At 72.1% G+C, this 12,281-nt stretch carries 11 protein-coding genes; 5 read left to right on the top strand and 6 right to left on the bottom strand.

What is annotated here, in order from left to right; all coding sequences use genetic code 11:
* Positions 1-6 precede the first annotated feature (6 nt).
* Entirely contained in the window at positions 7-1,215 is a 1,209-nt protein-coding gene (locus ACFQQI_RS03695; RefSeq protein ID WP_378558096.1) for a DUF4032 domain-containing protein, read from the top strand.
* A 6-nt stretch (positions 1,216-1,221) separates the two neighbouring features.
* On the opposite strand, the gene ACFQQI_RS03690 is transcribed toward ACFQQI_RS03695, so the two are convergent.
* Positions 1,222-2,130 (bottom strand): homocysteine S-methyltransferase family protein, encoded by a 909-nt coding sequence (locus ACFQQI_RS03690; RefSeq protein ID WP_378558093.1) that lies wholly within the window; start codon positions 2,128-2,130, stop codon positions 1,222-1,224.
* Between the two features lie 75 nt (positions 2,131-2,205).
* On the opposite strand from ACFQQI_RS03690, the gene ACFQQI_RS03685 reads away from it, so the two are divergent.
* The 4 genes from ACFQQI_RS03685 (at position 2,206) to lysA (ending at position 6,532) form a co-directional block, all read left to right on the top strand.
* A complete protein-coding gene (locus ACFQQI_RS03685) occupies positions 2,206-2,796 on the top strand; it encodes a TetR/AcrR family transcriptional regulator (protein WP_378558090.1) in 591 nt (196 codons plus the stop codon).
* Between the two features lie 97 nt (positions 2,797-2,893).
* On the top strand, positions 2,894-4,327 hold the full coding sequence (locus tag ACFQQI_RS03680; RefSeq protein WP_378558087.1) for an amino acid permease: 1,434 nt from the start codon (positions 2,894-2,896) through the stop codon (positions 4,325-4,327).
* A gap of 15 nt (positions 4,328-4,342) precedes the next feature.
* Positions 4,343-5,257 carry a universal stress protein gene (locus tag ACFQQI_RS03675; protein WP_378558341.1) on the top strand — a complete coding sequence of 305 codons (915 nt, stop codon included), beginning with the start codon at positions 4,343-4,345 and terminating at the stop codon, positions 5,255-5,257.
* Positions 5,258-5,263: 6 nt separating this feature from the next.
* Positions 5,264-6,532, top strand: a complete 1,269-nt coding sequence (gene lysA, locus ACFQQI_RS03670; RefSeq protein ID WP_378558084.1) for a diaminopimelate decarboxylase — start codon at positions 5,264-5,266, stop codon at positions 6,530-6,532.
* 13 nt (positions 6,533-6,545) lie between these two features.
* Here lysA and ACFQQI_RS03665 read toward each other — a convergent pair whose 3' ends face one another.
* The 5 genes from ACFQQI_RS03665 to ACFQQI_RS03645 are packed head-to-tail and all read right to left on the bottom strand — an operon-like array spanning position 6,546 to position 12,279.
* Entirely contained in the window at positions 6,546-7,115 is a 570-nt protein-coding gene (locus ACFQQI_RS03665) for a hypothetical protein (RefSeq protein WP_378558081.1), read from the bottom strand.
* Positions 7,115-8,866 (bottom strand): choice-of-anchor P family protein, encoded by a 1,752-nt coding sequence (locus ACFQQI_RS03660; RefSeq protein ID WP_378558078.1) that lies wholly within the window; start codon positions 8,864-8,866, stop codon positions 7,115-7,117. The genes ACFQQI_RS03665 and ACFQQI_RS03660 overlap by 1 nt, the downstream gene beginning before the upstream one ends.
* Positions 8,863-9,570 carry an ABC transporter ATP-binding protein gene (locus ACFQQI_RS03655; RefSeq protein WP_378558075.1) on the bottom strand — a complete coding sequence of 236 codons (708 nt, stop codon included), beginning with the start codon at positions 9,568-9,570 and terminating at the stop codon, positions 8,863-8,865. Before ACFQQI_RS03655 ends, ACFQQI_RS03660 begins: the two co-directional genes overlap by 4 nt.
* Positions 9,567-10,328: an ABC transporter ATP-binding protein gene (locus tag ACFQQI_RS03650; protein WP_378558072.1), complete on the bottom strand. Its 762-nt coding sequence runs from the start codon at positions 10,326-10,328 to the stop codon at positions 9,567-9,569. Before ACFQQI_RS03650 ends, ACFQQI_RS03655 begins: the two co-directional genes overlap by 4 nt.
* A complete protein-coding gene (locus ACFQQI_RS03645) occupies positions 10,309-12,279 on the bottom strand; it encodes an ABC transporter permease (protein WP_378558069.1) in 1,971 nt (656 codons plus the stop codon). The genes ACFQQI_RS03650 and ACFQQI_RS03645 overlap by 20 nt, the downstream gene beginning before the upstream one ends.
* Positions 12,280-12,281: the final 2 nt, after the last annotated feature.

Genomic DNA, 12,281 nt, shown 5'->3' with positions numbered 1-12,281 from the left:
GGTGCCGTGGCACTCCGCATCGTCGCCAACCGACCCGACCCCGCGCTCCTCGGGCTGCCCTGGTCGACCCCGCTCGAGGAGTGGACCGAGCACGTCGTGCCGCTCCCCCGCGGGCTCTCGCGCCACGTCGTGCGGATCATCCGGCTGGGCGAGAACACCTACGCGGTCAAGGAGACCGTCGAGGCGATCGCGTTCCGCGAGTACCGCATGCTGCGCGACCTCCAGCGGATCGGGCTGCCCGCCGTCGTGCCGCAGGGCGTGGTCACCGGCCGCGTCGACGAGAACGGCGAGGAGCTCCCGGCGGCGCTGCTCACCCAGCACCTGCAGTTCTCGCTGCCCTACCGCAGCCTGTTCTCCCACGGCCTGACCGCCGACAACCTCCCGTCGCTCGTCGACGCGATGGTGGTGCTGCTCGTGCGGCTGCACCTGGCCGACTTCTACTGGGGCGACGTGTCGCTCTCCAACGTGCTGTTCCGCCGCAGCGCGGGCGGCTTCGCGGCGTACCTCGTCGACGCCGAGACCGGCGAGCTCAAGACGTCGCTGTCCGACCGGCTGCGCGAGCACGACCTGAACGTCGCCGGCGAGAACGTCTTCGCCGAGCTGCTCGACCTCCAGGCCAGCGAGTCCCTCGACCACGAGGTGCAGGCGCTCGACATCGTCGAGATGCTGCGCGAGAGGTACGACGCGCTGTGGTCGGAGCTCACCGAGGCCGAGGAGTTCTCGACCACCGAGATGTGGCGCATCGAGCAGCGCGTGGAGCGCCTCAACGACCTCGGCTTCGACGTCGACGAGCTCGACATCGTGACCGACTGGGACGGCGACAAGGTCCACATCCAGCCGAAGGTCGTCGAGGAGGGCCACCACCGGCGCGAGCTGCAGGCGCTGACCGGCCTGAACGTCGAGGACGGTCAGGCACGCCGGATGCTCAACGACATCGCGTCGTTCACCGCCCACCTCGACCTGGGCCGGGAGGACCGTCAGCTGGTCGCCAACCACTGGCTGACCGAGGTCTACGAGCCGATCATGGCGATGGTGCCGCCCAGCGCCCGCGGCAAGCTCGAGCCCGCGGAGCTCTTCCACGAGATCCTCGTGCACCGGTGGTACCTCTCCGAGCGGGCCGGCCACGAGATCAGCATCTTCGAGACCGCCCGCGACTACATCGACAACTTCCTGGTCAAGCGACCCGAGGAGAAGGTCGCCTCCGACGACGACTGAGGCGGGTCAGACGCCCCAGAGCGCCGCGACGTGGCGGGCGTCCGTGCCGCAGCAGCCGCCGACGACCCGGAGCGCGGGAAGCACCGGCCGCAGCTCGTCGTACGACGACCGGAGCAGGCCGAGGTCGCCCTCGTCCAGCTCCTCGGCGGCGTCGAGCTCGGCGTGCGTCTGCGTGGAGGCGTTCGGGTTGACCTGCACGATGCGCGCGAGCCAGTCGCCGCCGGTCAGTCCCGGTGCGATGTGGGTGGGGTGGGCGCAGTTGACCACGAACCCGTCGGGCGCGTCGGCGGCGTCGACCCGCTCGATCGCGTCGCGGAGCGGCGTGCCGTCGGGCAGGCGGCCGTCGGTCTCGACGGTGAACCCGACCAGCACGGGGATCCCCGCGCTCCGCGCCGCCCGGGCCACGCCGATACCCTCCTCGACCCCCGTGAGCGTGTACGACGCGACCAGGTCGGCGCCGGCCCGCGCGAACGTCTCGACCTGGGGCCGGTGGTAGTCGGCCGCCTCGTCCGCGTCGGCGCGCTCGCCCGCGACGTACCCGTCGCCGCGCGGCCCGATGGCTCCGATGATCCGGACGTCGGCGACGTCGCCGTACCCCGCGCGGAGCTCCTGGAGGAACGCGACCGCGGCCGTGTTGGCCCGATCGAGCGCGGCGGCGTCGTAGCCGACGCGGGCGCCCCAGTCGGTGTTGGCCCGCCAGGTCGGTGACTCGAGCGTGAGCCCGGCGCCGGCCCGGCGGGCGACGTCGGCGTACCCGTCGTAGTAGGCGCGGAGCAGGGCCCGGCCTGCGTCGTCCTCGACGAGCGGGAACGACGCGAACTCGGGCAGGTCGACGCCGCGATGGAAGATCAGGTCGGTCTCCAGGCCGCCGTCGCTGACGTAGCCGGCGGCCGGGAGGGTGTGCTGGAGGGACATGGCAAGGCTCCTGGATCGGAAACAGACTGGATGGTCTGTTTTGTAACAGACCATTTGGTCTGGTATCAAGGGCTTATGCCGAAGGACGGGACCGTCAACCGAGCGCGCATCCTCGACGCCGCCCAGGACCTGGTCATCGAGAACGGCTTCGCCGCCACCTCGGTCGACCAGATGCTGAAGGCCGCGGGGACGTCGAAGGGGGCCTTCTTCCACCACTTCGACTCCAAGCACGACCTCGCCCGGGCGCTCACGGAGCGGTACGTCGAGGCGGACATCGGGCAGCTGCAGGCGGGCCTGGACGCGACTGCCGAGGTCGACGATCCTGCGGAGCGGGTGCTCGCGTTCGTGCGGTACTACGAGGACCACGCCGACGAGGTCATGTCCGCGCAGAGCAACTGCCTCTACGTCGCCGTGCTCACCGAGCGCCAGCTGATGAGCGACGGCACGGCCGACCTCGTCGCCCACGCGATCACGACGTGGCGTCGCGAGATCGCCGTCCTGCTGACGGCGGCCGGCCTGGACGACGCGGAGGCGCTCGCGGACCACGTGTTCGTCACCTTCGAGGGCGCGTTCCTGCTCTGCCGGGCGACGGGATCGACCGAGCACATGCGCGTCCAGCTGGGCGTGCTGCGGCGGCTGCTGGCCGCGGCGCTGGGCGCCCACTAGACGGGGTTCGTATTCCCATCTCGCCCCTGTCGGTGCCAGACTCCGAGACGGGCGAGTCGGTGCGGTTCCCTGGCCCTCCCGCCCCGGGGAGGGCGTCATGCCGACTGTGCAGCAGCTGTTCCGTCGCAAGCCGGTGCCAGAGATGGCCGAGGAGACGGGAAGCGACTCGGGCCAGAGCGAGCTGGCCCGGACGATCGGGCTGTTCCAGCTGTCGATGTTCGGCGTGGGCGCCACGATTGGCACCGGCATCTTCTTCGTGCTGTCCGAAGCCGTCCCGGTCGCCGGGCCGGCGGTGATCTGGTCGTTCGTGCTCGCGGGCGTGGTGGCCGGCCTCACTGCCATCTGCTACGCCGAGCTCGCCAGCGCCGTCCCGGTCTCGGGCTCGTCGTACTCGTACGCCTATGCGACCCTGGGCGAGCTGCCGGCCGTGGGCGTCGCCGCCTGCCTGCTCCTGGAGTACGGCGTGTCCGCCGCTGCCGTCGCCGTCGGCTGGTCGCAGTACCTCAACGAGTTCTTCGACAACGTCTTCGGGTTCACGATCCCCGACAGCCTGTCCCAGGCGCCGGAGCAGGGCGGCGTCTTCAACCTGCCGGCCGTGATCCTCGTGGTGCTGTGCGCGCTGCTCCTGATCCGCGGGGCGAGCGAGTCCGCGAAGACCAACGCCATCATGGTGCTGATCAAGATCGGCATCCTCGTGATGTTCATCGTCATCGGGATCGCGGGCTGGGACAGCGACAACCTGACGCCGTTCTCGCCGTTCGGCCTGAACGGCATCACGTCGGCGGCGGGCATCATCTTCTTCTCCTACATCGGTCTCGACGCCGTGTCGACGGCCGGCGAGGAGGTGAAGAACCCCAGGCGGAACCTGCCGCTCGCGATCCTGATCGCCCTGGTGACCGTCACGACCCTCTACATCCTCGTGTCGGTGGTCGCGGTCGCAGCCCAGCCCTACACCGACTTCGAAGGTCAGGAGGCCGGGCTGGCAGCCATCCTCGAGGACGTGACCGGGTCGTCCTGGCCGGCCACCGTCCTGGCCGCCGGCGCCGTCGTCTCGATCTTCAGCGTCACGTTGGTGGTGCTCTACGGCCAGACCCGGATCCTGTTCGCGATGTCGCGCGACGGCATGCTGCCCGAGCTGTTCCACAAGGTGAACCCGCGCACGCTCACGCCCGTGCCCAACACGGTCATCGTCGCCGTGGTCATCGCACTGCTGGCCGGGTTGATCCCCATCGACTTCCTCGCCGAGATGACGAGCATCGGCACCCTGGTGGCGTTCCTGGTCGTCTCGATCGGCGTGATCGTGTTGCGGCGGACCCACCCCGAGCTGCCCCGTGGCTTCAAGGTGCCGGGCTACCCGGTGACCCCGATCCTGTCGATCGCCGGCTGCATCTGGATCATCCAGGACCTCCGCGTCGTCACCATCTGGGTGTTCCTGATCTGGGTGGGCGTGGCGCTGATCTGGTACGCCGTCTACGGGTTCAGGCATTCGCACCTGGGTCGGCACGAGCACGTCGGGCTGATCCACGACTAGGAGCACGCCGTGACGATGATCGTGGGTCACGCGCCCGACGAACGCGGGAAGGGAGCCCTGCGCCTTGCTGCGACGCTGGCGCGCTCGGCCGGCGACGACCTCGTGGTCTGCTGCGTCGTTCCGGCTCCCTGGGCCCCCGGGATGGCGCGTGTCGACGCCGAGTACCGCGAGGAGCTGGACCGGACGGCGGACTGGGCGCTCGAGACGGCCCGGAGCAACCTCCCGGACGACGTGCCGGCCACGTTCGTCCGGCACAGCGCGCGTTCGGCTCCGGCCGGCATCCTCGAGCTCGCCGGGCAGCACGCGGCCAGCCTGATCGTGCTCGGGTCGTCGTCGGCCGGTGGCTTCGGGCACGTCGCCCTCGGCAGCGTGACGGACCGGCTGCTGCACAGCTCGCCGGTCTCGGTCGCGCTCGCCACCCGTGGGTACCGCGCCGCGCCCGACGCCAGGATCACCCGCGTGACGGCGGCCTTCGGCGGGTCGGGCAGCGCGGGTCAGCTCGTGGTCGCGGCGGCCTCCGTCGCGGCGCAGGTGAGTGCGACGATGCGGATCGCGTCGCTCGCCGTGTGGTCGCGGCCGCCGTACACGACGCGGCTCGGCGCCGACTCCGAGGACCAGGTGTTCCAGGAGTGGTCGCGCGAGGTCAGGAAGGCGGCGGATGCCGCCCTCGACCAGGTGAAGCAGCTCGAGGCGAGACCCAGCGACGTCGAGATCGTGACCGGTCGCGGGAACGACTGGGGGGAGGCACTCGACGACCTCGGCTGGCACGACGGCGACATCATGGTGATGGGGTCGAGCACGCTCGGGCCGATCGCGCAGGTGTTCCTCGGCTCGCGGGCGACCAAGATACTGCGCCACTCGCCGGTGCCGGTCGTGGTGATGCCGCGCGCCCGGGCGGAGGAGCTCGCCGGAAGGGCAGCCAGGACCTGATCGCCCATGCCCGAGGCCGACCACCTGCTGCAGCTGTTCCCGCCGGGCAGCGAGCTCGACCCTGACGGCATCCTGACGATCGGCGGTTGCCGTGCCGACGACCTGGCCGGCGAGTTCGGGACGCCGGTGCTCGTGGTCGCCGAGGATGCGCTGCGGGCTCGGGCGCGTGAGTACGTCGCCGAGCTGGCCGACCGCTGGGAGAGCTCGCGGGTCGTCTTCGCTTCCAAGGCCTTTCCGTGCACCGCCGTGCAGCGAGTGATGGTCGAGGAGGGGCTGGGGCTCGACGTGGCTGGTGGGGGCGAGGTGCTGACCGCCCTGAAGGCAGGTGCGGACCCGGCACTGATGGTGCTGCACGGCAACGCCAAGACGGGCGAGGAGATAGGCATCGCGCTGGAGCACCACGTCGGCCTGGTCGTGGTCGACAACCCCGACGACGTCGACCGGCTCGAGGCGGCCGTCCTCGATGGCGCGACCCAGGACGTGCTGGTGCGGATCATCCCCGGCGTCACCGCGGACACGCACAGCCACGTGCTGACCGGCCACGCGGGCTCCAAGTTCGGTCTCGTCCCCGAGGACGCGAGGCCCCTGATCCGGCGGATCGAGCAGAGCGCGAAGCTCGCCATGCGGGGACTGCACGTCCACGTCGGATCCCAGATCCTCGACGTGGAGCCGTTTGCCGCGTCGGTTGCGCCCCTTGCCGCCCTCGGCGAGTTCCCGGTCTACGACCTGGGTGGGGGCCTGGGCGCGCGGTACACCTGGTCGGACGACCCGCCGACCGTCGGCGCCTACCTCGATGCGCTGGTCGGTGCGGCGCGGCAGCACCTTCCGGCCGACGCACAGATCATCATCGAGCCCGGCCGCAGCATGGTCGCCGAGTCAGCAAGCACGCTCTACCGGGTCACCACCGTCAAACGGGGGGCGGTCACGTTCGTCGCCGTCGACGGCGGGATGGGCGACAACCTCGAGGTGGCGCTCTTCGGTCAGCGGTTCGAGGCGGGCATCGTGGGTCGATTCGACGGCGTCGGGGTCGAGCGTGTCACCGTCGTCGGTCGGCACTGCGAGAGCGGTGACGTGCTCATCGACGGGACGGACCTGTCCAGCCCCGCGGTGGGCGACGTGCTGGCCGTCGCGGCCACCGGGGCCTACTGCTTCACGATGGCCAACAACTACAACGGCACTCGCCGGATCCCTGTCGTGTTCGCGCGGGAGGGGCGCGCCCGGCTCGTAGTCCGCCGCGAGACGTGGGACGACCTGATGGCGCGGGACCGGGAGTGAGACGCGCGGGGGATCAGGGCCTGCAGACCCGGCAGGGCGTGAGGTGGCCGTTGGCCTCGCCGACGGGGTGCAGGTCGTCGCGGTGGGCGATGAGGGCGCAGTCGCGGCGGTGCAGGGTGGTGCCGTCGCCGGCGGTGACGGGGAGGCCGGACGTGTCGACGCCGTCGGTGGTCGTCGCCGCGCGCGACGTGACGTCGGCGAGCACGAGCAGGGTGTCGGCGAGCCGGCGGGCCGACTCGCGGTTGTCGGACGCGATCCGGGCGAGCCACGCGCCGAAGTACAGGAACCCGCCGGCGAAGGTCAGGCCGAGGCCGAGGAGGCCGCCGGAGACGAGGTAGGACAGCTGGTCGTACTGGTACGGCGTGTTCGCCGCGCCGTACCAGCCCAGCACGATCACCACGAGGCCGAGCGGGAGCAGGATCGCGCCGGCCCAGAACAGCACCAGCTGGAGAAGCTGGTAGTGGTTGTCCCGGAGCGGAGCCGCCCCGGAACCGGAGGAGCTGCCGCCCGCGCGGGGCAGCGCGATGGAGAGCTGCTGCGAGGTCGCGGGGCCGGGCGACGCGTGGGTGTTCAGGGTGGTCATCAGCGGGCCTTTCGCAGGTCGGGGAGGCCCCGGTCGAGGCCGTGGGAGCAGGACCCGGCGCCGCCGAGGGCGAGCACGCCGGCGCGCCGCAGCCAGGAGCCGCCGAGGGCGCCGAGGGCGAGGCCGCCGACGAGGATCGCGCCGGGGATCGAGTAGAGGGGCGGCAGGCCCGAGCCGGTGAGCGCGGCGCCTCCGAGGTCGCCTGCTGCCGGTGCGTCGCCGCCCGCAGCCGCTGGTGCGCCGGCCGTGCCGGGCGTCGAGGCACCGCCGGCCGGAGGCGTCCCGCCGGTGCCGCCGGGCGGAGCCGCGGCGGCGCCGCCACCGTCGCCCTTCGAGCCGCCCGGCGCCTCGTCGCCGGCGGCGTCGTCGGGCGGCAGCTCGACGGGGATCTGGATGCGCTGGACGGTGTCGACCGTGGTGGCCGCGTTGCCCAGGGTGAGCACCACCCGGGACGAGAGCCCCGCAGCGGCCTGCAGCAGGTTCTTGAGCTCGCCGGCCTGGCTCGGGATCGCCCCGATGATGCTGTCGAGCGGGATCGCGTCGAGCTGGGTCAGGACCTTGCCGAGGTCGAGCTCGAGCCGCATCCCGGCGAGCTCGCTCTCGGCCTTGTCCTTGACCTGGGCGAGCTCGGGAGCCGGCAGCTCGAGGTGTACGCCGAGCTGGTCGAGCGCCTGGACCAGCTGGTCCGGCATCGCCGGAAGGGCGCTGGCCTGTCCGGCCGCCACGAGCCCGTCGGGGCCGAAGCCGAACTCCTGTCCCGCCACCGTCATGCCGCCGATGCGGGCCTTGCCCCGGGGCGTGCCGGTCGTGCCGTCGCTGGAGCTGACGCTGGTGACGACGAGGCCGTGCAGCCTGACCACGCCGCCGAGCAGCGAGACCTCGCCGAGCGCGGACCGGGCGGTGCTCACCACACCGGCCGGGGTGCGCACCGTCTTGCTGGAGGAGGCGTAGCCCTCGACGTCGACGAGGGCCGCGAGCTCGGGCGGCAGCCCCGGCACCGCGGGCGCTCCCGGCTCGGCCGGCGCCGGTGCCGCCGGGTCCTGCGCGGCGGCCGGCGCGGGTGCGAGCGGGTCCGGCAGGCCGACCGAGCCGGTGATCGCCTGCCCGAACTCCTGCAGCCCGCCGAGGTCGGTGGGCAGCCCGGTCAGTCCGGGGATCCCGGGAAGGCCCGGGACCCCCGGGAGGGCGGGTGCGCCGGGCGTGCCTGCGCCCCCGTCCTCGCCCCCACCGGCCTGCCCGGCCACGTCGCTGCCGTCGCCGACCGCCCCGTCTGGCGAGTACCCGACCTGGGCGAGGGTCGTGTCGTCCGCCGCGCTGGTGCGCATCACGGCACCGGGGAACGGCTCGTCCGCCTGGGCCGCCTCGCCGCTCGGCTGCGCGGCGTTGACCTGCACGGGGTAGCCGTTCTCGCCGAGCTGCGGCGGTAGGCCGATCTGCTCGACGAACGTCTTCATGCCCTCGCCCACCGGGTCGCCGGGCCAGAGCCAGCTGGCCCGACCCTGGGAGCTTCCGGAGTCCGCCTCGACGGTCGAGTAGCCCAGCTCGAGCTCGAGCTGCGGGTTGGCGGGGATCGGGATCGTCGGCTCGTAGAGCTCGATCTTCACCGGCGCCGCCCAGGCCTCGGCGGTGAAGCCGCCGAACGCCGCCTTCGCGTCGGCGGGCGCCGGCGCACCCGAAGCCGGTGCGAGCGGGAGCATCGTCCCGGTGATCGCCGCCGCGGCCAGTGGGACCAGGATCTGCCTGGGCTTCATGCTGCGCCTCCGAGGATGACGTCGGACATCGTGTCGAGGACCTCTGCGGGCTCACCGGTGGCGACGATCCGTCCCCCGGTCATCACGGCCGCGTAGTCGGAGACCCGCAGCGCCGTACGCGCGAACTGCTCGATGCAGAGGATCGAGACGCCGCTCTGCGCGATCTGCGCGACGGTCTCGTAGAGCTCGTCGACGATCAGCGGCGCGAGGCCCATCGACAGCTCGTCGAGCAGCAGCAGTGCGGGATCGGAGGCCAGCGCCCGCGACATCGCGAGCATCTGCTGCTCGCCGCCCGACATGGTGCCGGCGAGCTGGTGGCGGCGCTGGTGCAGCCGCGGGAAGTAGGTGTACGCCGTCTCGAGCACCGCGTCGACGCCGACCCCGGCGTAGGACATCAGCGTGAGGTTCTCCTCGACGGTCAGGTTGGGGAAGACCGACCGCCCCTCGGGCACCGTGCACAGGCCGAGCCGGGCGAGCTGCTCGGGTCGGGCGTCCTGCACGTGGACGCCCCCGAGGTGGATGTCGCCCGAGGTCGCCTTCTTCTGGCCGCTGACGACCTTGACCAGCGTGGACTTTCCGGCGCCGTTGGGCCCGAGCAGCGCCACGACCGCGCCCTTCGGCACGCGCAGGTCGACGCCGCGCAGCACCTCGATCCGGCCGTACGCCGCGTGCAGCCCCACGATCTCCAGAATGGGAACGCTCATCGGACTGCCTCGATCTCCTGGGTGTGGTCGCCCTCGTCGGCATAGCCGAGGTAGGCCTTCTGCACCTCGGGATTCGCGCGGATCTCGGCCGGCGGGCCGGACGCGATCACCCGGCCGAAGTCGAGCACGTGGATGTCGTCGCAGACCGCCATCACCAGGCTCATGTCGTGCTCGACCATGAGGACCCCGCGCCCTTCCGCGGCGAGCTCGGCGAGCAGCACACCGAACGCTTCCGTCTCGGTCTCGTCGAGGCCGGAGGACGGCTCGTCGAGGAGGAGCAGCCGGGGGTCGCAGGCCAGGCAGCGCGCGAGCTCGAGCAGCCGGGCGGTGCCGGTGGGGATCGAGTCGGCGCGCTCGTCGGCGTACGCCGCGATGCCCACGCGCTCGAGCAGGCCGTCGACGTCGGCCCGGGACGGGCGCACCAGCCCGGCGAGCCCGCGGTGGATGTCGCGCGCGACCCGCACGTTGTCGCGCACCGAGAGCGACCCGAACGCCTCGAGCCGCTGGAACGTGCGACCCATCCCGCGGCGGCCGCGCCGGTGCACGGGCAGCCGGGTGATCGCGTGGCCGTTGAACCGGACCTTGCCGTGGTCGGGCTTCTGCAGCCCGCTGATCACGTTGAAGCAGGTGGTCTTGCCGGCGCCATTGGGCCCGATCAGGCCGGTGATCCGGCCCGCCTCGGCGACGAAGCTCGCGTGGTCGACCGCGGTCACGCCACCGAACTGGACGACGACGTCCTCAACCTCGAGCAGCGGCATGCGCGCCCACCTCCTGCAGGTCCTCCATCAGCGGGACGGCGGTGTCGTCGTCGCTCGCCGCGCGGTCGCGCGGCAGCGGCAGCAGGGGTACGGCGCGGCGCACGGTGTCGCCGAAGCGGTGCTCGAGCCGGCGGCCCAGGCCGAACGCGAGGTTGGCGAGCCCGTTGGGGTCCCGGCCCAGCGCGACGGCGCCGAAGCCGAGCACCGCGAAGACCAGGCCCGCGAGCTCGGGACGCGAGCTCTGCAGCACCGGCAGCAGCATCAGGCCCACGCCGCCGAGCGCGGCACCGGACACCGACGTGACCCCGCAGACCACGGCGAGCAGCAGCAGGGGCAGGCTGTTGAAGAGCTGGAAGTCGGCCGCGCCGATCGTGCCGCGCAGCCCGGCGAAGAGCGCGCCGGCGAGGCCGGCCATGGCGGCCGAGAGGCCGAAGAGCGCGACCCGGAACCACCGCAGGTCGAGGCCGAGCGTGCCGCACGCGGCCGGGCTGTCGCGCATCGCGATCAGCAGGCGCCCGAGCACGCCGCGGCGCAGCACGAGCAGGCCGATCCCCATCAGCACGAAGAAGACGGTCATCACGACGACGTAGCCCGCGATCGACGAGATCGAGACCCCGAGCAGCGACAGGCGCTCCGCCTGGAGCGCGCCGTTGTAGCCGAACGCGAACTCGGCCTGGAAGACCATCTTGTCCATCAGCACGCCGAAGGCCAGCGTCGAGAGCGCCAGGTAGAGCCCGGTCAGCCGCAGCACCGGCAGGGCGACGAGCGCACCGACGGCCCCGGCGATCAGCGCGGAGAGGAAGAGCCCGTAGAGCGTGGGCTGGTCGAGCTTGGCGTAGGACAGGGCGCCCACGCCGGCGAACGTGAACTGGGCGAGCGAGACGTGGCCGCCGTACCCGGTCAGCAGCACCAGGGACAGCATCACCATCGCGTACGTCGCGGCGGTGCCGACCAGCAGCAGGCGCGAGTCGGACATGGCGGCCGCCAGCACGAGCACCAGTCCGAGCAGCACGACCCCCGACCCGGCCGAGCGCCGGAGCGACGGGACGGGCGCGGACACGATGCCCTTGACCTGGCCGATCCGCAGCTGCGCCTGGGGCATCGCGATGATCACGACGAAGAGGAAGAGCGCGGGCACGACCGCGCGCAGCCCGGCGAGGCTGCCCTCGGTCGGCAGGTAGGCGACCGCGAACGACTGGAGGATGCCGAGCCCCATCGCGCCGACGAAGGTCAGCGGCAGGCTCTTGAGCCTGCCGAGCATCGCCGCGGCGTACGCGTTGATCACCAGCAGCGTCAGGTCGTAGTAGGAGAGCCCGATCACCGGTGTCAGCAGGATGCCGGCCAGGGCGGCGAGCGAGATGCCGATCGCCCACGACAGCGAGGCGACCCGGTCGGGGTTGCCGCCGAACAGCCGCAGCAGCACGGGGTTGTCGACCGACGCGCGCATCGCGGTGCCGATGCGGGTGCGGTTGAGCAGCAGGTAGAGCAGCGCAGCCACTGCGACCGAGAGCGCGATCGTGATGATCTGGTGGGCGGTGACGTAGGTGTCGCCGATCGCGATCCCCTTGTCGGGCAGGAACGGCGGCAGCGTGCGCGGCTCGGGCGGCCAGACGTACTGCGCCAGGCCGATCAGGCCGACGAAGAGTCCGACGGTCACCACCAGCGAGACGCTGACCGGGGCGTCGCCAAGGCCGCGCGTGACGAACCGCTGCACGAACCAGCCGGTCGCCGGCGCGACCACTCCCAGCACGAGCACGAGGGACAGCCACGTCGGCATGCCCTGGCGCTGGCTGAAGTCCCAGAAGGCGAAGGCCATCACCATGCCGAAGGCGCCGTGGGCGATGTTGAAGACCCGGGTGGTCGTGTAGGTGAGCACCAGTCCGCTGGCGGCGATGGCGTACGCCGCGCCCGTGAAGAGGCCGAGGATCGTGAACGAGACGATCGTGCCCATCG

The organism is Nocardioides sp. GCM10030259, from assembly GCF_042666375.1.
In the GTDB taxonomy this organism is placed as follows: Bacteria; Actinomycetota; Actinomycetes; order Propionibacteriales; family Nocardioidaceae; genus Nocardioides.
This window is presented reverse-complemented; position numbering and strand designations above follow the sequence as displayed.